Annotated in this window: 26 protein-coding genes and 1 riboswitch; of the genes, 4 read left to right on the top strand and 22 right to left on the bottom strand. The window is 30.1% G+C overall.

Translation table 11 applies throughout. From position 1 onward, the window contains the following. Positions 1–4: 4 nt before the first annotated feature. The 8 genes from alr to AC2FB1_RS05320 form a co-directional block, all read right to left on the bottom strand. Positions 5–1,150, bottom strand: coding sequence for an alanine racemase (alr, locus tag AC2FB1_RS05355; protein ID WP_490674255.1), 1,146 nt, complete (start codon positions 1,148–1,150; stop codon positions 5–7). A gap of 42 nt (positions 1,151–1,192) precedes the next feature. After that, positions 1,193–1,546: a holo-ACP synthase gene (acpS, locus tag AC2FB1_RS05350; protein ID WP_490674254.1), complete on the bottom strand. Its 354-nt coding sequence runs from the start codon at positions 1,544–1,546 to the stop codon at positions 1,193–1,195. 26 nt (positions 1,547–1,572) lie between these two features. Further along, complete coding sequence (locus AC2FB1_RS05345) at positions 1,573–2,049, bottom strand: PH domain-containing protein (protein ID WP_490674253.1); 477 nt, start codon at positions 2,047–2,049, stop codon at positions 1,573–1,575. Beyond that, a complete protein-coding gene (locus tag AC2FB1_RS05340; protein WP_490674262.1) occupies positions 2,046–3,545 on the bottom strand; it encodes a PH domain-containing protein in 1,500 nt (499 codons plus the stop codon). The genes AC2FB1_RS05345 and AC2FB1_RS05340 overlap by 4 nt, the downstream gene beginning before the upstream one ends. Next, positions 3,535–4,014 (bottom strand): PH domain-containing protein, encoded by a 480-nt coding sequence (locus AC2FB1_RS05335; protein ID WP_490674252.1) that lies wholly within the window; start codon positions 4,012–4,014, stop codon positions 3,535–3,537. The genes AC2FB1_RS05340 and AC2FB1_RS05335 overlap by 11 nt, the downstream gene beginning before the upstream one ends. Positions 4,015–4,327: 313 nt before the next feature. Continuing rightward, on the bottom strand, positions 4,328–5,839 hold the full coding sequence (gene cshA / locus AC2FB1_RS05330; RefSeq protein ID WP_490674251.1) for a degradosome RNA helicase CshA: 1,512 nt from the start codon (positions 5,837–5,839) through the stop codon (positions 4,328–4,330). A gap of 231 nt (positions 5,840–6,070) precedes the next feature. After that, the gene (locus AC2FB1_RS05325) at positions 6,071–7,426 is read right to left on the bottom strand and encodes a UDP-N-acetylmuramoyl-tripeptide--D-alanyl-D-alanine ligase (RefSeq protein WP_490674250.1); all 1,356 of its coding nucleotides are present in this window, start codon (positions 7,424–7,426) and stop codon (positions 6,071–6,073) included. Between the two features lie 15 nt (positions 7,427–7,441). Continuing rightward, complete coding sequence (locus AC2FB1_RS05320) at positions 7,442–8,512, bottom strand: D-alanine--D-alanine ligase (RefSeq protein WP_490674249.1); 1,071 nt, start codon at positions 8,510–8,512, stop codon at positions 7,442–7,444. A 375-nt stretch (positions 8,513–8,887) separates the two neighbouring features. Here AC2FB1_RS05320 and AC2FB1_RS05315 point away from each other — a divergent pair, with 375 nt between their 5' ends. After that, a complete protein-coding gene (locus AC2FB1_RS05315; RefSeq protein ID WP_490674248.1) occupies positions 8,888–10,072 on the top strand; it encodes an FtsW/RodA/SpoVE family cell cycle protein in 1,185 nt (394 codons plus the stop codon). A 78-nt stretch (positions 10,073–10,150) separates the two neighbouring features. Here the strand turns inward: AC2FB1_RS05315 and AC2FB1_RS05310 are convergent, their stop codons facing one another. The 3 genes from AC2FB1_RS05310 to csoR form a co-directional block, all read right to left on the bottom strand. Beyond that, a complete protein-coding gene (locus tag AC2FB1_RS05310; protein ID WP_002437525.1) occupies positions 10,151–10,288 on the bottom strand; it encodes an Lmo0850 family protein in 138 nt (45 codons plus the stop codon). A gap of 111 nt (positions 10,289–10,399) precedes the next feature. Next, entirely contained in the window at positions 10,400–10,609 is a 210-nt protein-coding gene (gene csoZ / locus AC2FB1_RS05305; RefSeq protein WP_490674247.1) for a putative copper chaperone CsoZ, read from the bottom strand. Between the two features lie 15 nt (positions 10,610–10,624). After that, entirely contained in the window at positions 10,625–10,918 is a 294-nt protein-coding gene (gene csoR / locus AC2FB1_RS05300; protein WP_490674246.1) for a copper-sensing transcriptional repressor CsoR, read from the bottom strand. A 166-nt stretch (positions 10,919–11,084) separates the two neighbouring features. Here csoR and cls point away from each other — a divergent pair, with 166 nt between their 5' ends. Both cls and AC2FB1_RS05290 read left to right on the top strand, forming a co-directional pair. Beyond that, positions 11,085–12,569: a cardiolipin synthase gene (gene cls, locus AC2FB1_RS05295; protein ID WP_490674245.1), complete on the top strand. Its 1,485-nt coding sequence runs from the start codon at positions 11,085–11,087 to the stop codon at positions 12,567–12,569. Positions 12,570–12,617: 48 nt separating this feature from the next. Continuing rightward, a complete protein-coding gene (locus AC2FB1_RS05290) occupies positions 12,618–13,265 on the top strand; it encodes an HD domain-containing protein (RefSeq protein WP_490674244.1) in 648 nt (215 codons plus the stop codon). A gap of 68 nt (positions 13,266–13,333) precedes the next feature. Here the strand turns inward: AC2FB1_RS05290 and yidC are convergent, their stop codons facing one another. The 7 genes from yidC to AC2FB1_RS05255 form a co-directional block, all read right to left on the bottom strand. Further along, positions 13,334–14,203 carry a membrane protein insertase YidC gene (gene yidC / locus AC2FB1_RS05285; RefSeq protein WP_490674243.1) on the bottom strand — a complete coding sequence of 290 codons (870 nt, stop codon included), beginning with the start codon at positions 14,201–14,203 and terminating at the stop codon, positions 13,334–13,336. Between the two features lie 88 nt (positions 14,204–14,291). After that, on the bottom strand, positions 14,292–14,930 hold the full coding sequence (gene thiE / locus AC2FB1_RS05280; RefSeq protein WP_490674242.1) for a thiamine phosphate synthase: 639 nt from the start codon (positions 14,928–14,930) through the stop codon (positions 14,292–14,294). Positions 14,931–14,932: 2 nt separating this feature from the next. Further along, complete coding sequence (gene thiM / locus AC2FB1_RS05275) at positions 14,933–15,721, bottom strand: hydroxyethylthiazole kinase (protein WP_490674241.1); 789 nt, start codon at positions 15,719–15,721, stop codon at positions 14,933–14,935. Then, positions 15,714–16,535 (bottom strand): bifunctional hydroxymethylpyrimidine kinase/phosphomethylpyrimidine kinase, encoded by an 822-nt coding sequence (gene thiD / locus AC2FB1_RS05270; RefSeq protein ID WP_490674240.1) that lies wholly within the window; start codon positions 16,533–16,535, stop codon positions 15,714–15,716. The genes thiM and thiD overlap by 8 nt, the downstream gene beginning before the upstream one ends. Continuing rightward, positions 16,528–17,217, bottom strand: a complete 690-nt coding sequence (tenA, locus tag AC2FB1_RS05265) for a thiaminase II (protein ID WP_490674239.1) — start codon at positions 17,215–17,217, stop codon at positions 16,528–16,530. Before tenA ends, thiD begins: the two co-directional genes overlap by 8 nt. Positions 17,218–17,292: 75 nt before the next feature. Beyond that, positions 17,293–17,395, bottom strand: a riboswitch (TPP riboswitch). 639 nt (positions 17,396–18,034) lie between these two features. Next, complete coding sequence (locus AC2FB1_RS05260; RefSeq protein ID WP_490674237.1) at positions 18,035–18,781, bottom strand: transglycosylase family protein; 747 nt, start codon at positions 18,779–18,781, stop codon at positions 18,035–18,037. Between the two features lie 400 nt (positions 18,782–19,181). Beyond that, positions 19,182–19,577 (bottom strand): single-stranded DNA-binding protein, encoded by a 396-nt coding sequence (locus AC2FB1_RS05255; protein WP_490674236.1) that lies wholly within the window; start codon positions 19,575–19,577, stop codon positions 19,182–19,184. Positions 19,578–19,770: 193 nt separating this feature from the next. Between AC2FB1_RS05255 and AC2FB1_RS05250 the strand changes: the two genes are divergently transcribed. Next, positions 19,771–20,211 (top strand): YwpF-like family protein, encoded by a 441-nt coding sequence (locus AC2FB1_RS05250; RefSeq protein WP_490674234.1) that lies wholly within the window; start codon positions 19,771–19,773, stop codon positions 20,209–20,211. A 49-nt stretch (positions 20,212–20,260) separates the two neighbouring features. Here AC2FB1_RS05250 and fabZ read toward each other — a convergent pair whose 3' ends face one another. The 4 genes from fabZ to AC2FB1_RS05230 all read right to left on the bottom strand — a co-directional run bounded on the left by fabZ (position 20,261) and on the right by AC2FB1_RS05230 (position 23,039). After that, entirely contained in the window at positions 20,261–20,698 is a 438-nt protein-coding gene (fabZ, locus tag AC2FB1_RS05245) for a 3-hydroxyacyl-ACP dehydratase FabZ (protein WP_490674233.1), read from the bottom strand. A gap of 27 nt (positions 20,699–20,725) precedes the next feature. Continuing rightward, a complete protein-coding gene (gene murA, locus AC2FB1_RS05240; RefSeq protein WP_490674232.1) occupies positions 20,726–21,991 on the bottom strand; it encodes a UDP-N-acetylglucosamine 1-carboxyvinyltransferase in 1,266 nt (421 codons plus the stop codon). Between the two features lie 106 nt (positions 21,992–22,097). After that, the gene (locus AC2FB1_RS05235) at positions 22,098–22,328 is read right to left on the bottom strand and encodes a DUF1146 family protein (protein WP_490674231.1); all 231 of its coding nucleotides are present in this window, start codon (positions 22,326–22,328) and stop codon (positions 22,098–22,100) included. 309 nt (positions 22,329–22,637) lie between these two features. Beyond that, positions 22,638–23,039: a F0F1 ATP synthase subunit epsilon gene (locus AC2FB1_RS05230; RefSeq protein ID WP_490674230.1), complete on the bottom strand. Its 402-nt coding sequence runs from the start codon at positions 23,037–23,039 to the stop codon at positions 22,638–22,640. Positions 23,040–23,046: the final 7 nt, after the last annotated feature.

Below are 23,046 nucleotides of genomic sequence, written 5' to 3'. Positions count from 1 at the left end.
TATACTAATTTAATAATTCATTTGTAACTTCAAATTTTTTATTTAAATAATATATTCTTGGAAGTCTACGACCTAAATTACATAAAACTTCATAATTAATTGTATTTTGTTTTATAGCTAATGCTTCTACTGCTTGTGGAGAATTTAAATTGTTATCTATTAAAATAACCTTATCTCCTTCTTTCACATCCTCAGGTACACTAATAATCAATTGATCCATACATACTCTTCCAATAATTGTACATTGATGATGATTGACATTTACGTCAAATCCTTGCATAGATCTTAAGAAACCATCTGCATATCCAATTGGTAAAATCGCTATTTTCATTTTTTCGGTTGCAGTGAATGTACTTCCATAGCTTACAGAGTCTCCCGGATTTAAATATTTAGTTTGAACGACTTGAGTCAATAATTTAGCACTTGGTTTTAATTGAACATCTATTTTCTTTCTAACATATTCGGAAGGATAATAACCATATAGTGAAATTCCAAGTCTTAACGCATTACATAATTTACAATTTGCTAATAAAGCGCCCGCTGAGTTTTGAGCATGTATATATTTTGGTTGCTCTGCTTTAGTTACAAGGTCTTCAAAAAATGCATATTGTTGTTTCATTGAATCACTAGGTTCATCTGCATTGGCAAAGTGAGTAAAGACGCCATCAAAAATAAGAGTTGGATGTTCTTTAATAAGATTAATGACTAACTGATACTCTTCAAGCGTTTTAATTCCTAGTCTTCCCATTCCGGTATCTAATTTCACGTGAAGATATACATGATCTGAGTTATCTTCTATATACTGAATCGCTCGTTCTAACCAAAACTGTGAGGGCACAGTTAAGGTAATGTCATATTGAATCGCTTTATTTATATCTTTCGGTGATATCGCACCTAAAACTAATAATTTAGCATTTATATTATGTAAGCGTAATTCAATAGCTTCATCTAAAGTAGCAACTGCAAAAAATTGAGCCCCATTATTTTCTAAAATTTCTGCTATTTTTACACTTCCTAATCCATACCCATTCGCTTTAATTACAGGAATCACTAACTTATCACTTTGAAGTGTTTTAAAAATATTATAATTGTATATAATGGCATCAAGATCTACATTTAAATATGTCGGTCTATAAGCAACATCTGACATATGAAGCCCTCCTTATTTAAACTTATAAAAAATTGATATGATTTATTTTTCTAATATTACTTCACTCATTGCGTAATGTTGTGTATGCGTAATCGAGACATGAACAACAAAACCAGGATATTCGATGCAAGGTTTACCCTTTTCATCGTTATAACAATCAATATCATTAAATGATACCGTTTTTCCTAATCCTGTTCCTAATGCTTTACTAAATGCTTCTTTAGTTGCAAACCGTCCAGCTAAAAACTCGAATTTTCTTTTGTCATTTTTAAAAGAATTAAATTTTTGTTGTTCTTGCTCTGTTAGTATTCTCTGTATTAGTTTATCCTTCTGTTTAATATACACGTCTTTTATTCGGTCAATTTCAATTAAATCAATACCAATACCATGTATCATATTAATACCTCACTTCATTATACGCTTTAGTTCATATAGGTCTTTTTTTTATTTTGAATCATTTGTTTCAAATCATTCGCTTCTTTTTTTGTAATTAGCTCTATATTGTATCCTCCACCTGCAGTAGATAAATGAAGATGCGCTAACTTATATTTTCTCATTATAAATCCTTCTATGACCTCTATATTTTGTATTCTATAAAATGGAATAATGACTGTTTCAACAGCAATCATCCCTTTTCTAATATAAATATCATTTTCGTCGTAGTAATAACGAAAATAATGATATCTCAAAAGCGGTATAATAATAATAAATAATATGATATACAGCAATATAATTACTATAGAAATCACTATGTTAATTGAAAGTTTTGATATATGCGTAAAATAAGAATCTATAACATTGAGTAGAAATAAAATAACACTAATAATAATGAGTCCTATCATTGATGCGATTCTCATCACCTTTAAACCGCTTGTATTCATAAAACTATACTCACTCAATAGTCAGAACCTCCTAAATAGGTACCTATATATAATTGCACCTGTTTTTCAGAAGCATATTTAAGCTTAATATCTTCACTTACTGCACCCTTAGCTATTATAAAATGTAAATGCGCTAAATGGCTCTTTTCTAACAATGGATTTTGATTAACATTCATACCAATAATTTTATCCTTTTTAAAGTAATAAGAGTTAATATTCATTATACTTACTTGGCGAAGTACTATTTCATTTTTTCTATTGCATAATCCAGAAATAGATATGTACAAATACGCATGAATTACCATAAAAATAATAATTATCAACGCTAAAACATAGCTCCACATACTCCAATAATAGGCACCTATACTTGCACCAAGAATCAATATGATACTAGGTATAAAAAAGTGGCGATGATACCCTCGTTTTGGCACATTTTCAGTAATAGAGTTAAATTGCATTTCAGGAACTAATTTTCTAATAATAGAATAAGCCTCTTTTTTATTAATAAATGGAAGAATCATAATTTTTCCGTTTTCACTTACATCTTCATTAGATTTAACTTCTAAATCACTTGTAATAATAAAGTATATAGAGGTATATCCAAATAACTTTCTAATAAATGACTGTTTTTCTACAACAGCTTGTAATCGTTCGGTGGGTACTGTTATATTTTTTACATTTAGTAATCCGTAAGTAATTTTCAACTCATTATCACGTTGTGTGATTGTATAGTTATAATAACGAAGAACAACAATTAGAGTACCTATAACATAACAAAATATAAGTACAATCAATATAATAATAGTCACTAAAAACGTAACTGACTGTATCCATTGAAAAAGACGAGACGTCCATTTTTCCCATGGGATAATATCTTCAAATGCACCTATAATGGGGGAAATAGTGGCGAATGCTACACCTATCACGCCACTTGTCAATGCCATAAAAATCAATAGTTTATTAGACATTTTAAATATTACTTTATTATTACTACTATCTTCAGATATTAATTCTTGTTCGCTATTATTAGGCTTATTATAATCCTCTATTTCTTGACTGTCTAACTGAAGTTGCCTTTTTTTAATTGTACGTTCAATCAATTCACTTTGTTGTTTCGAAATCGTTTCAAGTTCAATACCATCACTCGGCGTTTTAATTTGTAATCGTACGCCACCTACTAATTGATTAATCAGTCCTTGTGTGGTATCTAAGGATTGAATTCGATTCAAATTTAATTCTTTGCGTTTTTTATTTAACCATCCAGATGTGACTATAAATTGATCATTTTCTATCCAATAACGCGTTAGACGTACTTTTTGAAATTGATTAATCATAGAAAAAAGAATAATCAATAAAAAGATACCTGGTCCAATATAATGTCTAATATTTGTAAAATCAAAATTCCATATATTAAATCCAATAAACACGATAATAACAAAAATGTTTTGCTTTATAACATCTATTAGACCCGTGAAATAAGAAATCGGATGTAATTTTTGAGGCTTAAATATCATCATTACTACCTCGCATTTGTGATAAGATATGTAATATTAATCGTTCTGCTTCTTTATTAGAAACAACAGGTGTTGTGAGTTCATGACCTGCAGTCACAACAATGACTCTCTTAAGATTAAACTTTTTCAATAGCGGATTTGTTTTAACCTTTAAAAGTTGTAACCTTTTAATTTTTGTTGTTTTATAGCTTTTAAAAATAAAAGCATTCAAAATTTCTACATTATTATTTTCTATATTATAAAATCTATAATAATATCTAATGATAGGATCGAAGATGAAACGAATAAGAGAAAAAACAGTTAATACAAGTAGAATATACAAAGTAAAATGTGGCCAGTGAAATGCTTTCGAACAATAAAACAAACCACCTAAAATAATGATCTCTATCAGAAACGTGACTCCACTTACTAACCAATGATATAAAAATGCAGATTTAGGACTTTTATGAAAAGAGCGATGTAATTGCACAAATAAACTCCTTACCAATTTTTTTTATATTATATCATACTATTTTTTTGCATTAATTTAACTCATATTAATGTAAATATCAAAACTAAAATACCATATATTTAAATACATTCAATTATTTTTTTCTTTAAAACATTATTAGTTAGTATAGGCATCTGTAAAATTAATTATTATTTAATAAGTACTTATAATCAAAAAATCCTTAGACACTATCAAATGTCTAAGGATTTTTTGATATTAGTGATTGATGACTGAGGTGAAAATGAATTCTATGCCATTCTCAATCATAAATATTTAATCTTATAAATAACACCTATTTTTGTAAATCAGCAAACGTACGACCTTTGATAGACGTTTTTCTTTTATCTTGTCTATCTCGACGATCTTGCTTTTTACCTTTTTTCTTATTGAAATTGCCTTTTGATCGTTTATTTTTGTTATCAAATTTATTATTTCGTTTACCGCCACGTCTTGACTGATTGCCTTTATTATTACGACTCTTTCTTGCAAGTGGTTTTTCGAAAGTTAATTGAACTTCAACTTCATCATTTGCTTCTACAAGTTCTTGTAATAATGAAGCTACTAATTCAGTGCTATCATATTCTTCTAATAATTCATTAGAGATACGTTTTAAACGATCTTCACTCTCACGTGACAACCAGTTTTTAACTTTGTCTTTGATGTCTTCTTCACGTGCTTTAAGCACTTCTTTACGATGAGGTGGTCTTAAAGCTTTCATTCGTCTGCCATTAACTTCTTCAATTTGACGAATATAATCCATTTCAATTGGATTAACAAAAGTGACAGCAATACCTTCTTTGCCTGCACGACCTGTACGTCCAATTCTATGTGTATAACTTTCAGTATCTTGAGGTATATCAAAGTTATATACATGACTTACACCTGAAATATCAAGACCACGAGCTGCAACATCTGTGGCAACTAATATATCAATTTGATCGTTTTTGAATTTTTTTAGTACTTCTAAACGTTTAGCTTGGGTAATATCTCCGTGTAATCCTTCTGCTTTGTAGCCTTTAGTTAGCAATGCACTTGTTAATTCATCCACACGACGTTTTGTTCTACCAAATACAATAGCTAACTCAGGTTGATGTACATCTAAAAAATTAGTAAATGTATCAAATTTTTCTAATTCCTTAACAATTGTATAGTATTCATCGATTTGAGGATCCGACATTTCATTATTCATCGTTTTAACAATTTGTGGTGATTTCATAAATTGCTGTACTAATGTCTGAATAGCTTTAGGCATTGTCGCTGAAAACAGCATTGTTTGTCGTTGTTCAGAAGGGATTTTATCCATAATAAATCTCATATCATCAATGAAGCCCATATTCATCATTTCATCCGCTTCATCTAAAATTAAAGTATGAATATCATTCGTTTTTAATGTACGACGATTTAAATGATCGATAACACGTCCTGGCGTCCCCACTACAATTTGAGGTCCTCGTTTTAACGCTTTAATTTGTCTATCAATTGGCATACCACCAAAGACAGTAACAACTTGAATATTTTGTCCACGACTAAATTCGCGTAATTGTTCGGCAACTTGCATTGCTAATTCTCTTGTAGGCGCTAAAATTAAAGCTTGAACACCTGATTTTCCAACAACTTTTTCGATTAAAGGAATCCCAAAAGCTCCCGTTTTACCCGTGCCTGTCTGAGCTTGTCCAAGGATATCTTTTCCTTCTAATGTATAAGGGATACTTTCTTTTTGGATTGGTGTTGGTTCTTTAAAACCCATTTCTTCTAGGGTTTTTACCGTTTTATCCGAAATCCCTAATTCTTTAAAATTTTGCAATATAATTCTCCTTTTAATTCTTTTATTTATCAATATACGTTTTTGTATATAAGGTCTGCTTATTACGTCAACTTCTATATAGTACCACCTAAAAATAGTTATAGCAATAAAGCAATTTTTATATCTGTAGTAAATAACGCTTTTAAGTAGGATCTTCGTTCTATTAAAATAATAAAAAGAAGTTGCTTTGAAACCTTTCATTTCTAAGCAACTCTCAACTATTATAAATAATTAAATTAAAGCATTTACTACTTCTTCAAGTTTATTTCCACGTGACCCTTTAACTAACACTTTATCATTAGGTTGCAATATAGACTTTAAGTAATTAGTCAGTTCATTTTTATCTGAAAAATAAGCTACATCTTCCACAAACTGTCCGCCTGTATTACTAATAAACTTAGCATCATTACCATAAGTCAGTAATGTATGAATACCTTTATTTTCCATATAAGCACCTACATCTTCATGCATATATTGACTATTTTCACCCAACTCTAAAGAATCAGCGAGTACAATAATTTTACGTCCATTCATATGACTTAATGTATCAATAGCAGCTTTCATACTTGTTGGACTTGCATTATAAGCATCATTTATAACAGTAATTTGATCATCAGTAACATGTCGTTCCATTCGCATACCTGTAAGTTGTACATTTCTTATATTTGTTTGAATCGTTTCATAATCTAAACCAAGTTCGTGTCCAATTGCAATAGCGATAGTAGCATTTTTCATATTGTGAATACCTAAAATGGGTAATTCATAATGTTCGCTATTATTTATCATAAATGCTATGCCATCACTTTTACTATCTTCAACTTTACATACTAATGCATTATCTTGATTTAAACCGACACTTAACAGTTTAGTATTATTTACTTTTTCAATATGTGGTTTTAGAAGTGGCTCATCTCCATCATATATGAAGGTACCCCCAGATTTAAGTCCTATAGTAATTTCGAATTTTGCTTTGGCAATACCTTCTCTAGAACCTAAATCCTGCATATGAGATTCACCAATATTAGTTATAACCGCAATATCAGGTTCTGCAATTTTAGATAACAATTCAATTTCATGGAATCCTGACATACCCATTTCCAAAATAGAAATTTCAGTGTCTTCGTCCAATTGAAGAATGGTTAAAGGTAATCCAATTTCATTGTTATAGTTACCTTGTGTTTTTTTAACTCTAAATTCCGTATGTAAAACACTTTCAATCATATCTTTAGTTGTTGTTTTACCATTAGAGCCCGTCACTCCAATAACTTTGGGGTTAACATGTTTTAAGTACGCTTTAGCTAATTGCTGTAAAGCTATTAATGTATCATCTACCCATATGATAGGCCCTTGAATTGAATCGCTAATGTCGTGTCCTTTTTCATAAAATGAAGCACCAGCGCCATCTTTGAGAACTTGTTCTACAAATCGATGCCCATCTACATTTTCTCCTTTAAACGGAATAAATAACATATCTTTTTCTACTTGACGAGAATCGATAGTGACTCCTTTAATTTGATGTTCTAAATATGCTTCTTCAATATCACAAGATATCCAACTTTGAATTTGTTTTAATGAAACTTCAATCATACTTAGGCCCCTCGCTTAATCGATAGTATATTTATTTTTCTTTTTATCTTCATAACGTTCTTTAGCTAAATCGATTAATTTAGTGATTAAATCAGTGTATGATAATCCCATATTTTCCCATAAACTTGGATACATACTAAATGCTGTAAAACCAGGCATCGCGTTTGTTTCATTAATGTAGATTTGATTATCTTCTGTCACAAAGAAATCAGCACGTACTAATCCAGAACAATCTGTAGCTTTAAATGCTTCTAATGCCATATTACGTAAAGTCATTTGAACATCTTCATCTAAATCAGCTGGAATTTGTAAACTAATTTTACCGTCTTTATATTTTGACTTATAGTCATAGAATTGAACATCTTTAATAACTTCTCCAGGACATGTTGTTTCAGGATAGTCATTACCTAAAACTGCGACTTCAACTTCACGCGCATTGATACCTTGTTCAATCACTAACTTACGATCAAATCGAAATGCTTCTTCAATACCTTTTTTAAGTTCATCTTCATTATTACATTTACTAATTCCAACACTTGATCCAAGGTTAGCTGGTTTTACAAATACTGGATATGTTAATTTATCATTAACGAGTTTAATGATATTACCTTCATATTTTTCATATTCACTTCTTAAAAAACTAATATATGGTAATTGTGGTAAACCGCGATGTTCAAACAATTGTTTCATTACTAACTTATCCATCGAACTTGATGCAGCTAATACACCGTTTCCTACATACGGTAAATCTAACACTTCAAATAAACCTTGAATTGTACCATCTTCTCCATTTGGACCATGTAATAATGGGAAGATTGCATCATATTTATTACCTTCTCCATTTTCTTTTAAAAGTAGTGTAATTTCTCCACAATCTGTGTCTTCTAAATGTAATTCTTCAACAGTTTCAATATTTTTTGTAATATTTTCTTTTTTCTTCCATTGACCATCATTTGTAATATATATAATATCTACTAGATACTTATCTTTATCAATCGCATTTAATACATTTTGTGCTGTTAATATTGATACATCATGCTCAGCACTTTTACCGCCATATACGATACAAATATTTTCTTTTACCATGTTTTATATCCTCCATCGAGAAAAATAATGACAAAAGCATTTTATAAAGTAATGTTTGATTACGCCTTTGTTTTTCTCATCATAATTATAATACTATAATGTATTAAGTTTAAGTTGTTAATTACACTTTTCATTAACGTTATGTAATTTAGATTATTCTTTCTAAATGTCAATATTATCACAATATCAGTGTTTTTTGCATTTACCAATAAATAAAAAATTGTTTATTTATTAAAGAAAAGTCCCTTATTATTCATTATTATTTTTTAGATTAAACCGCTTCCACTTTATTTCATCTTCTTTATTTTGTAGCATAATCATATAAAGTCATGTAAAATCTATATATACTATTCAACAGAATTTAAGGAGTTTTTTATGAAATATTCATCCCGTCAACAGCCTACAACACATTGGCTTCGAAAAATTGACTGGATACTTATAGCATTAATAACGATTTTAGCAATCATTAGTGTTACTACAATCAATTCTGCTATGGGTGGCGGCCAATATAGTGCCAATTTTGGTATTCGTCAAATTATTTATTATATTTTAGGAGCAATACTAGCATTTATTGTGATGATTTTCTCTCCAAAAAAAATAAAAAATAATACATATATACTGTATATCTTCTTTTGTATCTTATTACTAGGTTTATTAATTATTCCTGAAACACCTATTACGCCTATTATTAATGGTGCTAAAAGTTGGTATGCATTTGGCCCAATAAGTATTCAACCTTCAGAATTTATGAAGATTATTTTGATACTTGCTTTGGCTAAAATCGTTTCTAATCATAATCGATTTACATTTAATAAATCTTTTCGTACTGATTTAATCTTATTTTTTAAAATCATTGGTGTATCTTTGATACCTATGATGTTAATCTTACTTCAAAATGATTTAGGGACTACATTAGTACTGTGTGCCATTATTGTTGGAATCATGTTAGTAAGTAGTATTACATGGCGTATTCTTGCTCCAATCTTTGTAACTATAGCAGTAATAGGAAGCAGTATTGTTTTAGCCATTATATATAAACCCTCTCTTATTGAGAAAGCATTACATATCAAAATGTATCAAATGGGGCGAATTAACTCATGGTTAAATCCATATGCTTACAGCACTGGAGATGGCTACCATTTAACTGAATCACTAAAAGCGATAGGTTCTGGTCAATTATTTGGTAAAGGTTATAATCATGGCGAGGTTTATATTCCAGAAAATCATACCGATTTTATTTTTTCTGTTATCGGTGAAGAAATTGGATTTATTGGTGCAGTGATATTGCTTCTTATATTTCTAGCTTTAATTTTCCATCTTATTCGCTTAGCCATAAAAACAACGTCATCATTTAATAAGATATTTTTAATTGGCTATATTTCTTTGCTCGTCTTTCATATTTTACAAAATATAGGTATGACGATTCAGCTCTTGCCTATTACAGGTATACCGTTACCATTTATTAGTTATGGTGGTAGTGCATTATGGAGTTTAATGCTAGGTATTGGTGTTGTACTTTCTATTTATTACCATCAAAAGCCATTATCAAAAGAGACTTAGTATAAACGTTAATAACTTGAAAATAATTTAAAAGCCTGCGATATGATTTGATATCGCAGGCCTTTGTTCAATTAAATATTATTTAAGTTCTTGAGTAACCGTTTTTGTGGTAGGCAAAGTATTAATAATGTCGAAACGAGATTTTGTTTTTTTTATATTTACGCCTAAAGAGGATAATAATTTGACTACATTTTGTAACTTATCAGATTTATTCATGGTATTTCACCTCGTTTTTTGACCTTCAAGGTTATACTACCCTAATTTGTCATGCTTTACTACCATATTTGAAAATTATTTTAAATTATTTAAATCACATTAAAATTTTTATTAAGATAATACTTTAAATCCATCATCATAAATTTCTTTTTCAATACTATTTAAATTAGTAGGTGTTTCATATTCAATATTAACACTATTTCTTTCTCTATCGATTAATACAGTATTCACACCAATCATATTTAGTAACCGTTCTTTTAATATTTTTGCTTGTTCATCCGTTTCAATATTATCTACAAATATAGTATTACTTTTTAACATACTATCATCTCCTAACTAATCTTTAACTAGTTTTTGAAATGTCACTAGTAGTTCTTCCATTGCTTCTTCTTCAGCCCCTTGATTTATTTTGTCCATAATACAGCTTTTCATGTGATGTTCTAGTAATTTAGTAGCAACACTATTAAGTGCTGAACGTGTTGCTCTTATTTGAGTTAATACATCATCACAATATACGTTTTCATCAATCATTCGATTGATTGCTTTAACTTGTCCTTCTATTCTATTTAATCGAGATTTTAAATTTAATTTAACTTGCTCAGAATGATGGGCATGATCTTGACTTTCCAACTATTTCACCCTTTCTATAGCTTCTATATCATCGTATAATCTACTCTTTATTTCGTCAATTACACATTTTAATTTTAAAAATTAATTATAGTATTTATTATAGTGCATGATACAATATTTGTTAGTACATTAATTTTAAAATATTTAGGAGGTTCAATTTATTAATATGGTAGAAATCGTACAATTATCCTTCTCATATTCTTCTTTAATTATTAACATCATATTAATCACTGCCTTTATATTAAACTTTATTTTCGCATTTATCATTATCTTTATGGAACGTCGTAGTGCAGGCTCGATTTGGGCATGGCTTTTAGTTCTTGTATTTCTACCTATAGTAGGATTTATTTTATATTTATTATTAGGACGTCAAATACAACGCGATCATATTTTTAAATTAAAAAAAGAAGATCGTAAAGGTTTAGCTATGATTGTTGATGAACAGTTAAATGCACTTGAAAAAGACGATTTTTCTAAAGGTAATCATCAAATTGTTAAGTTTAAAGAAATGGTACACATGTTACTCTATAATAATGCTGCATTTTTAACTACTGATAACAGTATAAAAATCTTTACAGATGGTCATGCTAAGTTTGACGCTTTAATTGAAGATATTAATAATGCTAAAGATTATATACATATTCAATACTATATTTTTAAAAGTGATGGTCTTGGACGTCGTATTTTAAAGGCACTCGAAGACAGACTTGAAGATGGTATAGAAGTTAAAATGTTATATGATGATATGGGCTCAAGAACATTACGCAAGAAAGATTTGAAACAGTTTAAAGACAAAGGTGGATACGCAGAAGCTTTCTTTCCTTCCAAATTACCTTTAATTAATTTAAGAATGAATAATCGTAATCACCGAAAAATTGTCATTATAGATGGTAAGATTGGCTATGTTGGTGGTTTTAATGTTGGCGATGAGTATCTTGGTAAAGATAAAAAATTTGGTTATTGGAGAGATACTCATTTAAGACTTGAAGGTGACTCTGTCAATGCATTAGAGTTAAGATTCATTTTAGATTGGAATTCACAATCAACACGTGGCAATATCAGCTATGAAGATAGATATTTTCCTGACGTAGATTCAGGTGGCGAAATTGGTGTTCAAATTGCTTCAAGTGGACCTGATGAAGACTGGGAACAAATTAAATATGGCTATTTAAAGATGATTATGTCTGCAAAACATTCTATTTATATTCAATCACCTTATTTCATTCCTGATCAAGCTTTTATTGATGCTATAAAAATTGCCGCTTTAGGGGGCGTCGAAGTTAATTTAATGATTCCAAGTAAACCTGATCATCCTTTTGTTTATTGGGCTACATTAAAAAATGCTGCTTCTTTATTAGATGCAGGTGTTAAAATTTATCAATATAATAATGGATTTCTACATTCAAAAACACTTATTGTCGATGATGAAATTGCTACTGTAGGTACAGCAAATATGGATAATCGTAGTTTTACATTAAATTTTGAAGTTAATGCATTCATTTATGATGAAGATATTTCTCTTCAACTTAAAAAAGCATTTATTAAAGATATGAAGGTCTCATATGAGTTGACTAAAGAATTATATAATCAACGTAGTACTTGGATTAAGTTTAAAGAAGGTATATCTCAATTATTATCCCCAATTCTTTAAACTCATTCATGCGATTTTTCATGTTAAATGATTTTAAAGGAGTAGTTTATGAAACAAGAACAACAAATTTCATTAGCTAAAGAATATATGTATCAATTCCATAAAAATGATTACTCAGGTCATGATATTGCACATATTGAACGTGTTACATCGTTAGCTAAGTATATTGCCAAACAGGAACATCAAGGTGATTTTCTTACAATAGTATTGTCGGCTTTATTGCATGATGTCATAGATAATAAATTGACTGATAAAAAGCATGCTTTAAGAGAATTAAATCGATTTTTTAAAGAAATAGAATTGGAAGATACTGTTCAAAAACATGTCATTTTTATTATTAAACATTTGAGTTACAGTAATGGTAAAAATGATGATATTCAACTTTCAATTGAAGGACAAATTGTTAGAGATGCTGATCGTTTAGATGCGATTGGAGCTATAGGCATAGCAAGAGCTTTTCAATTTTCCGGTCATTTTAATGAGCTTATGTGGACAGAATCTCCTCATAGTTCGGTTCCTTCAGAAGATGAAATAGTCAATCTACCTCCTTCAGCCATTAGACACTTTTATGATAAATTGCTAAAATTAAAAAGTTTAATGCATACACCAACTGGATATCGATTAGCTAAAGAACGCCATGAGTTTATGAAAGCATTTTTAACTCAATTTTATAATGAATGGCATGTAGCTGAATAAAAAAAGAGTAGGAAAAGATTTCACATAATCTTTTCCTACTCTTTTTTCGTTCTCGTATTAACCTTATATTATTTTTTCTTTTTATTATTTTTAGAAACTACTTGCGTATTTTTCCCTTTTTTATTTGAATTATTTTCTTTATATGCTTCAATCATGGGTCCAACTTCTTGTTTTGCGACTTTTTCATAATGTTTATTTGCAAAGAATGTTTGAATAATTAAGAATGCCGCACTGACAGACCAATATAAACCTAGTGCTGAAGCTGAACTTAATGAAATCCAAATAATCATAATTGGTGAAACAATCATCATCATATAAGTCATTTGGCGTTGTTCTTCAGGCATTTGTTTACTTGATACCCATGCTTGAATAAAGTATAACACACCTGCAATAATAGTAATCCAAATATCAGGATGTACTAAATTAAACCATAAGAAATGTGGATGTTCTGTAATACCGCCACCAATACGATAACGCAATACGAAATATAATCCCATAACAACAGGCATTTGAATTAAAACAGGTAAGCAACCTAAAGCGCTTTTCATAGGATTGATGTCATATTTTTTATAAACTTCCATCATTTCCTGATTAGCAGCCATTTTTTCTTCTTGATTACGTGCTCGTTTAACTTTTTCTTGTACACCTTCTACTTCAGGTTTAGCAATTTTCATTTTTTCACGCATCATATGACTATTTTTATAGTTTGACAGCATGAAAGGCAATAAGATAATACGAATAACTAATACTAAAACGATGATTGCAATACCATAATCATCATGAAAAACAGAATGGCCTAACCAATGTAAAATTTTAGACATTGGTTCAACGAATGTATTGTAGAAAAATCCATTTCTATTACTAGATTTGGAATAGTCACATCCAGCTAAAAAGACCATTACCCCTAATAACAAAGGTAGTAGCGCTTTCTTCTTCATTTTTACACCTCTATTGATATATTCACATAGAAATTATTTTATCATAGTTAGAGTGTACTAGAAAACAAAAAATGAAAAAAAGAGATATTTATTTGAAATAGTGCTTTAATTTATTAACAGTCTTGTCAATATTTTTACTGTGTGTAATGACTGAAATAACTGAAACACCATCCGCTCCTTCTTTAGCTATAGGTTCACAATTATCTTCAGTAATTCCTCCTATTGCAACCATAGGTAAACTTGGATTGAATTTTTTAAGTGTTGAAATCATTTTAGGACCTACAGGAGCACTTGCATCAGATTTTGAAGATGTCTCGTACATTGGACCCACGCCTATGTAATCTACATGTTCTAAATCTGACTGTTGATATTCTTTTACGTTACCTACACTTAATCCTATAATTTTATTTTTAAAACGTTCAGCAAAAGAAGCAATCATTTCATCATCTTGACCTACGTGTATACCATCTGCATCAATTTTTTCAGCTAAATCCACATCATCATTAATTAAAAAAGGTACTTTATACTCATGGCAAAGTGTTTTCAATTCCTTAGCTAAGGCTTCTTTTTCATCCCCTACTAAAGCATTTGGCCCTTTTTCACGAAATTGAAATAAAGTAACTCCTGATTCTAATGCTGCTTTTAAAACATCTTTAATGTTTTGATCACCGATTATGTCTTGTGTTCCACATATAAAATAGACTTGTAAACTTTTTGAATCAAACATATTTAAACCTCTTCACGTTTTACAAATTGTTTATAAGTATCATAGTTAAGTTGATACATTTCATCAAGTAATTGAGGTAAGAATGTTCCAGGTCCATTAACCTTTTCGCTTTTTTCAGCAATCTCTGCGGCAATATTATAATAACTTACTGATTCTTCTAATACTTGTAATGATGGATGTGTATTTCTAAATAAAAATCCAGCAATTAAACCGCCTAATAAACAACCAGCGCCTGTGATTTTTGCAAGTAATGGAGAACCATTTGTTAATTTGACAATTTGATTATCTTGAATAATAACATCTTCTCTACCTGTAATAACAATTGCTGTTTGATATTTTTCATAAGCTTTTTTAGCGATTGTCACTACATCTAAGTCTGTTTCTCCATCAGTGCCTTTCATTGTAGTATTTGAATCTACTAGAGTAAGAATTTCAGATGCATTTCCTTTAATTACAGAAACATTTATTTCAGAAAGAAAAGTTTCACAAAATTGTTTACGATATGTTGATGCACCTACTGCAACTGGATCAAATACAATGGGTGTACCTTGTCTATTAGCAATTTTTCCGATTCTTAAAATATCTTTTTCATTTACTTTAGTTAATGTCCCAATATTTATAAGTAGTGCCCCTGCTACTTTATAGAACTCTTCTGCTTCTTCTGGAGCTTCACTCATTGCTGGACTTGCACCAATACTCAAGAGTCCATTCGCAGTGAAATTTTTAACTACATCATTGGTATAACAGACTACTAGTGGATTCTCTTGTCTTATCTTTTCTAAACTATTCATCGTCTAAACCAACTTTCTTCATATAAGCGAAATGGTTTACCGGACCACGTCCTTGACCGATTTCAGGTGTATGTTCAATACTTAATGAAATAAATTTTTTAGCTTTTTTTACAGCTTCATAAATTGTTTTGCCTTTAGCGAGTTCGGCTGTGATAACAGCTGAGAATGTGCAACCTGTACCATGAGTATGTGGCGTATTAAATCGCTTCTCTTCAAATGTATAGACATCATCTTTAGTAAATAAAAAGTCTTTAGCATTTTTTAAATCAGCAGAATGACCACCTTTAATGACGACACCTTTGCTTCCTATTTCATTTATAAATATGTGACCTGCTTTACGAATATTTTTTTCAGTATCAATTTTCAAACCAGTAATTTCTTCAGCTTCAGGAATGTTAGGAGTAACGACATCAGCTAATGGTAAGAGCGTTTCCTGAAGATGTTTTTTTGTTTCATCATCCATTAAGGAATCGCCACTTTTAGCTAGCATAACTGGATCGATAACATAGGGAATATCGCTATGCTTTTTTAAATACGTTTGAATCAGTTCCATCGTTTCATGTGTAGCAATCATTCCAGTCTTAATTGCATGAGGTAATTCATCATCAAATACACTATCTAATTGTTCTTTAACCCAACTAGTTTCTAGATTATGAATATGTTGAACTCCTTTAGTATTTTGAGCCACAATACTTGTAATAGTAGCCATTCCATATACTCCACAAGCATGGAATGATTTTAAATCTGCCATAACTCCAGCACCACCGGAAGGATCAGTACCGGCAATTGTTAATGCAATCTTAGGTTTATTCATGATTTTTTCCTCCAAAATCCCATTTCTCATCAATATAGGCCATATTAAAGAAATGACGTTCGTGGATAGTACTTTGTAAAAACGCTTCTTTAATTTCTCTTTTTTCATTTTCAGTACAATGTTCCGTTAGTTCATTTAATAAACGATCAAACACTTCAATTAAAGGAGCCATTTCTGTACTATAAAAATCAAACCACTTAGCAGTAAGTGCATCTCTATTAAGGTTTGAATCTTCTAGACCCCATTTGGCAATGACTTCATATACATAAGGACATGGTGCCATTGCAGCAATAGTATATGCAGCATTTTCATGTGTATACGCATGATAATACATATGTTTAATGTAATGATCTCCACTAGGTGGCCATACTTTTTCTTTTACAATTTCTTCATATGATTCATTAATATAGTCAGCTAAAATTTCGTGGGCTTCTACTTCGCCATCTAACATAAATTCAATTTGCTCTACTAAGAATTTTACATCTTTCATACTAGGTGCTTTAGGAATAAGTAAGGCATATAAATTAGTAAATTCTTTTAAATAAGAAGCATCAGCACGTAAGTACTGGCGCACTGCTTGTTTTGATAATTTTCCTTTTAATAAATCTTGAATAAAACCATCATTATAAATTTCCTCAATAATTGGTTTTGACGCTTGTTTTAATTCATCTGAAAAACTCATTAACTATTCCTCCTTAAATAAAAAAACTACATTTCAACGTAGAAATGTAGTCAATATTCAAAAAATAGAATGAGTGAATATGTATTACTACTTTCCTACGTTGGTATTAACCAAATCAGGTTATAAGGGTCTGAATCCTTCATCTCAGCCATATTATAAGGCTCCCCTAGTAGTTTTCAATTAATTTAACCATAACAAAACCATTGTTATAATTCAAATAAAAAAAGATGTGAAATAAAATTAATGAGAGACCGGGACATAATTCCTATCAAAATAGCCAGTAATTGCGTTTATTATAAATTCATTTACTGACTTCTTTATTTACAATACTACGTATTGTTGGCTCGCTTTCTTAGATGACAGCTTCATCCTGTAGTCTTTAGCTTGTCCTGTTCCCACAAGAGTCTCACCAAAATACTTTGTGTTTATATATAATTTTACATTGAAATACTTAAAAAAAAATAAGGCCCTTTCGTATAATTTAATAAATATCAATAAACTAAATTAACAAGGTTCCTTATATATAAAGAATATAACATGACTCAACTCGCTCTACTAATGGCACTCGATATAAGAAGACGAGCAACCCAACGAGTTGAAAATAATCAAAAATTTATAAAAAAGACAAGTTCTATATTATTTCAATAGAATTTATCTTTTTTCACTTATCCAGAAACTTTATGTCCCAAACTTTTATAACTATAATAAACAACGCATGGTACAAAACTCTTTTTAATCAGTCATCGATTGTCAATATATTAAAAAGGCCTGAGACAACTCATAATGTCCCAGGCACTATTAATTTATTTATTAAGTTTTACGCTGTAACCCATTGAGATGGACCTGCAGTATTATAAAGTTTTACTGCCGCAGCATCTTGAACACTTTCAGGTGCTTGTGCTGGTGATACACCTTTATATTGTGCTGGTGCTACTGAATCCCAAGTTGATTGTAAGAATTGATATTTACCTGCTGCACCAGAAGAAGGGTTGATTGCATGAATATCTCCACCTGATTCACGTTGAGCGATTTGTTGTAAATGACTATTTACATTTACTGATGAACCGCTTGTTGATTGTTTAGGTTGATTTGTAGTTGCATTAGCAGGTGCTTGTTGTGTTTGAGTTGCTTGTTTAGTTTGTGTTGTTTTTGGTGCTTGTTGTGTTTGAGCTTCATTTGTATAGTGTTGACTTACATTTGAAGTTGAAGCTGATTGATTTATGTTATTATAATTATTATTTTGGTAAGATACATTTTGTGTTGTTTGAGTAGAAGCTACGTTTTGATTAGTACTATTTTCAGTTAAACCGTTTGATGGATAATATTCCCATTTAAAATATGTTCCATCTGACCAAAAATGATAAGTCTTACCATTTAAATTAAATTGGTAATTATATGATCCTTCTTGAATAGGATGTTGATTTAATGATTGATCGTTAGATTCCGCTAATTGAGCTAATTTTTCTTTATTAATTTGATTTTCACTTGCATCAGCATGACTTACGTTTCCTGCTACTAATCCTAATCCTACTGCTAATGAAGATGCAATAATTGTCTTTTTCATAATAGTAAAATCCTCCTAAGTCATTTGTTTTCTAATTATTTTACGAGTACTACTCTAACATCTAAGAAGGCCTAACAGGTTACAGTGAAATAAAAAAAAACGTGCTTTTTTTACATTAAAATTACATAGATATGTAAATAGTTCTTATTAAATATTTGCTACGAAAACTTTAATAGCAGTATTTATTGTATATATAATAGTAAAATCAATTGTAATGACTTTGTAATATTTCAGAAAATGGACCGTGCTTTTTTAAATTATCTAACGAATTAATTGTAGCTACTGTCTTATAAATTATTAAAAAGGTCGGCATATTTATACCGACCTCTTGAGTATATTTGAGTATAATTGAAAGATTTATATTAATTGGAAAGGGTTGGAGTATTAAAAATAGAGAGCTTTAGTTTATATTAATTAATTCGTGATTATCAAATGGATAAGTGTCTGTAATAAGTGAGCTATCTGAGAGTATTTCTTTATTTAACTTTGGGGACATAAATTTAATTGTTTCAACATATAATTCGGTTACAAAATGAGTTTGATTTTCCTTTTCATATTTACGAGAACGCATTTGACCAGTGATACCTACTAATGACCCTTGAGAAGTATATTTTTCAATATTGGTAGCCATCTTACCGAATGCTTTACAAAATATATAATCACTGGCTATTTCATCATTTTCATCTTTATAATTACGTTCAGTAGCCACACTAAACGTTGCAATCTTCACCTCCTCATTGTCATAAATTTTCGCATTTTTAGTCATACGACCTACGATTACTATCTTATTTAACATGTGTCACCTCCTTATATCGTTATATTAAATAGATTTTAATATAACGTCAAAAAGCTATTTTTTCAGATTTTTTACCTTTTTAGAATTAATATCTGATATATTTAAGAAAAATAGTAAAAAATGAGGAAGCTTATTTAACAAAAAAACGATAATCATATAATTTAAAAATTTTTAAGAGTATGGGTGAAATATTATGAAGACTTTTAAAGCAGTTCGATTTCAAATAGTAAGCGATAGTAATAGGATTTCAGAATTTGAACTTTATGATGGTGTAATTATAAATAAAGAAAATAGTGGTACAGGTTGGCTACTAGAAATTGTCATTTCAGATACGCATTATGATACAATGCAAAAATATTATGAATCACAAACATTATTAGATATAAGAGTAGTGATTACTAGACCTTCGAATGATCCAGCATTATTTGATGCAACAATAAAAAATATTTCTCTATTTGAAGGAAAAATGTCAATTATTTTCGAGTGTCATATTTATACACATCGACAAGTATACGCAGAAACTCTATTAGAACAACTTATTGATGAAGGATTATCAGGAGAAGATTTAAAAACCACATTCAACAGAATGATGCAATCTAAGCCAAAATTAAAAGAAGAAAAATTTGAAAGATAAAAATAGAGTAGTAACGAAATGAGTTATTTCGCTACTACTCTATTTTTAATTAAGCATCTTGAATAGCAAAAGTAAGTTCACAACTACAAGCAAGTTGTCCATCAACAGTAGCTTTTGCTATACCTTTTCCAATAGGACCTTTAATTTTTGTAATTTCAACCTCTAACATTAAAGTATCACCTGGTGTAACTTGCTTTTTAAATCTACATTTATCAATACCTGCAAATAAAGCAATTTTACCTTTATTTTCTTCACTATTTAACATAGCTACTGCACCTGTTTGTGCTAAAGCTTCTGTGATGAGTACACCAGGCATAACTGCATAATCAGGAAAATGTCCTTGGAAAAATGACTCATTACCTGAAACTTGTTTTAAACCTACGCAACGCTTTCCTTCTTCATATTCAACAATACGATCAATAAGTAAAAAAGGTTGTCTATGAGGGATGATTTTTTTTATTTCATTATAATCAAAAACTGTTTCCATAATTATTACCTCAAATCTATTTAAAAATTAATCATTCACTCTTTTAATATCTGCACCAAGTGATTTTAACTTTTCATGGAAATTAACATAACCACGATCTAAGTGTTTAAGTTCTGTCACTTGGGTTGTGCCTTCTGCTACTAAACCAGCCAAAATTAGAGCTGCGGCTGCTCTTAAATCCGTAGCTTTTACTTGAGCACCTTGTAGTTGACTTTTACCTTCTATTTTAGCACTTCTACCTTCTACATTAATATTAGCATTCATTCTTCTAAATTCTGCAACATGCATAAATCTATTTTCAAATACTGTTTCAGTCACTACTTTATGACCTTCAGAGGTTAATAATAATGCCATCATTTGTGATTGCATATCTGTAGGGAAACCTGGATGAGGCAGTGTTTTAATATCTACAGGTTGAAGTTTCTCATTTGTAGTGACATGTACACCTTTCTCATTAAAATCAAGATTAACTCCCATTTCTTCTAATTTATAAATTAAACTTGTCATATGTTCTTTAACAGCGCCTTTTACAAAAACATCACCTCTTGTTATTGCTGCTGCGATAATGAGCGTGCCTGCTTCAATGCGATCAGGTATAATCGAATGTTCAACTCCTACTAATTTTTCAACACCATGGATAGTAATTGTGTCTGTACCAGCGCCAATAACATTACCACCCATTTCATTGATATAATTAGCTAAATCTACAATTTCAGGTTCTTTAGCTACATTTTCGATAACCGTTTTTCCCTGTGCTAAAGAAGCACCCATTATAATATTTTGAGTTGCGCCTACACTCGGGAAATCTAGATGAATATTTGCACCTTTCAATCCATCCTTAGTGCTTGCATATATATTTCCATTCTCTAAATGAATCTCTGCACCTAATGCTTCAAAACCTTTGATGTGTTGTTCAATTGGACGAGCACCAATTGCACAGCCACCTGGTAATGCAACGATTGCATGACCTAAACGTGCTAATAAAGGTCCCATTACTAACACACTTGCTCTCATTTTACTCACATATTCATAAGGCGCCTCTTCATTTAATGTAGCAGAAGCATCAACTATAACTGACCCATTTTTTTTATCATAATTCACTTTAGCATTTAAAGTAGATAAAACATTATTGATAGTAACAACATCACTTAAATCGGGCACATTCGTTAATTTACTTTGCCCTTCAGATGCTAATAACGATGCTGTAAGTATAGGTAATACAGCATTTTTAGCTCCTTCTACTTGAACTTCACCAGTAAGGCGATTGCCTCCATTTATAATTATCTTATCCATATTAATCCTCCACATTAAACTCCTATTTCTTATAACATTTCCCATTTTAAATTACTTATTTAATTAGTATATCTATAATTTTAGTTAATTGGTAGAAATTCATTTTTTAAAATAAATATTTGATTTGTGTAGAATACTGTAATAAGTCAGTGATAAAGTTACTTACTCCAGTACCCATTAAAATGGCTAGGAAAATCATACACACTTGCACTTGTGTTGCATATCCTTTTTTAAAAAATTGATCTAATCTGAGAGAATTTAATGCCCAGTACGCAATACATATACATATTACATGCAAAAATAAATGTATTATTGCAAATTGACCAACATATTCCATTCTTCTCTCTCCTTAAAGATTTCTGTAATATATTGTACATTAAAAAAGTTAAGAATGATACATAAGAACACTGCGAGATTTAATAAAAGTAGCTAAAAATAAAATTTGAAGTCAATATTATTCTAAGTCCTTTTATACATAAAAAAAAGAGCTTGAAACACTAATAATGTCTCAAGCTCTTTTAATATATTAAGATTAATTAACTAAATCATAAACATTTTCATGTCTATGATTTTTTATTAGTCATTATCATTAAAGTGAGACATTATATTTAACATGAACATTGTCTCACATCATTTCATTTATTCGTTAGTTTAATTCAGCTACACGCAGACGGTTTTCCGCTCTAGCTAATGCGCGTTTAGCTCGGTTAATGTCACTGTTATCCTCATCATCTATATGAGACTGCGCTCTTTGGCGAGCCAACTTAGCTCTTTCTACATCGATCTCACTAGCTGTTTCAGCTGTTTGAACAATGACAGATACATTATGTTGTCTAATTTCAACAAAGCCACCACTAACAGCTATATACTCAGTACCATTCTTAAATTTAACTTTAACATGGCCTATCTTTAATGCGGCAACTGTCGGAATATGTCCACTCATGATACCTATTTCCCCCGCAGTAGTTTGAAATACTACGAGTTCAACATCATCTTTTTCGTAGACTGAACCATTAGGAGTGACAATATCAAGATTTACTGTATTCATTATCTTT

It is taken from the genome of Staphylococcus sp. CoH_129_LAB_1 (genome assembly GCF_058191515.1).
The sequence above is the reverse complement of the archived record's forward strand: the minus strand, read 5'-3'. Positions and strand labels throughout refer to the sequence as shown.

What these genes read in the sequence shown, in the direction of transcription:
- AC2FB1_RS05315 (WP_490674248.1), top strand. Translation starts at nt 8,888, where the DNA reads ATGAAATATTCATCCCGTCAACAGCCTACAACACATTGGCTTCGAAAA.
- AC2FB1_RS05230 (WP_490674230.1), bottom strand. Translation starts at nt 23,039, where the DNA reads ATGAATACAGTAAATCTTGATATTGTCACTCCTAATGGTTCAGTCTAC.
- csoZ (WP_490674247.1), bottom strand. Translation starts at nt 10,609, where the DNA reads ATGTTAAAAAGTAATACTATATTTGTAGATAATATTGAAACGGATGAA.
- AC2FB1_RS05310 (WP_002437525.1), bottom strand. Translation starts at nt 10,288, where the DNA reads ATGAATAAATCTGATAAGTTACAAAATGTAGTCAAATTATTATCCTCT.
- AC2FB1_RS05290 (WP_490674244.1), top strand. Translation starts at nt 12,618, where the DNA reads ATGAAACAAGAACAACAAATTTCATTAGCTAAAGAATATATGTATCAA.
- AC2FB1_RS05235 (WP_490674231.1), bottom strand. Translation starts at nt 22,328, where the DNA reads ATGGAATATGTTGGTCAATTTGCAATAATACATTTATTTTTGCATGTA.
- acpS (WP_490674254.1), bottom strand. Translation starts at nt 1,546, where the DNA reads ATGATACATGGTATTGGTATTGATTTAATTGAAATTGACCGAATAAAA.
- AC2FB1_RS05250 (WP_490674234.1), top strand. Translation starts at nt 19,771, where the DNA reads ATGAAGACTTTTAAAGCAGTTCGATTTCAAATAGTAAGCGATAGTAAT.
- thiE (WP_490674242.1), bottom strand. Translation starts at nt 14,930, where the DNA reads ATGTTTGATTCAAAAAGTTTACAAGTCTATTTTATATGTGGAACACAA.
- AC2FB1_RS05320 (WP_490674249.1), bottom strand. Translation starts at nt 8,512, where the DNA reads ATGGTAAAAGAAAATATTTGTATCGTATATGGCGGTAAAAGTGCTGAG.
- alr (WP_490674255.1), bottom strand. Translation starts at nt 1,150, where the DNA reads ATGTCAGATGTTGCTTATAGACCGACATATTTAAATGTAGATCTTGAT.
- tenA (WP_490674239.1), bottom strand. Translation starts at nt 17,217, where the DNA reads ATGAGTTTTTCAGATGAATTAAAACAAGCGTCAAAACCAATTATTGAG.
- AC2FB1_RS05325 (WP_490674250.1), bottom strand. Translation starts at nt 7,426, where the DNA reads ATGATTGAAGTTTCATTAAAACAAATTCAAAGTTGGATATCTTGTGAT.
- cls (WP_490674245.1), top strand. Translation starts at nt 11,085, where the DNA reads ATGGTAGAAATCGTACAATTATCCTTCTCATATTCTTCTTTAATTATT.
- thiD (WP_490674240.1), bottom strand. Translation starts at nt 16,535, where the DNA reads ATGAATAAACCTAAGATTGCATTAACAATTGCCGGTACTGATCCTTCC.
- fabZ (WP_490674233.1), bottom strand. Translation starts at nt 20,698, where the DNA reads ATGGAAACAGTTTTTGATTATAATGAAATAAAAAAAATCATCCCTCAT.
- AC2FB1_RS05260 (WP_490674237.1), bottom strand. Translation starts at nt 18,781, where the DNA reads ATGAAAAAGACAATTATTGCATCTTCATTAGCAGTAGGATTAGGATTA.
- thiM (WP_490674241.1), bottom strand. Translation starts at nt 15,721, where the DNA reads ATGAATAGTTTAGAAAAGATAAGACAAGAGAATCCACTAGTAGTCTGT.
- AC2FB1_RS05255 (WP_490674236.1), bottom strand. Translation starts at nt 19,577, where the DNA reads ATGTTAAATAAGATAGTAATCGTAGGTCGTATGACTAAAAATGCGAAA.
- murA (WP_490674232.1), bottom strand. Translation starts at nt 21,991, where the DNA reads ATGGATAAGATAATTATAAATGGAGGCAATCGCCTTACTGGTGAAGTT.
- AC2FB1_RS05340 (WP_490674262.1), bottom strand. Translation starts at nt 3,545, where the DNA reads ATGATATTTAAGCCTCAAAAATTACATCCGATTTCTTATTTCACGGGT.
- yidC (WP_490674243.1), bottom strand. Translation starts at nt 14,203, where the DNA reads ATGAAGAAGAAAGCGCTACTACCTTTGTTATTAGGGGTAATGGTCTTT.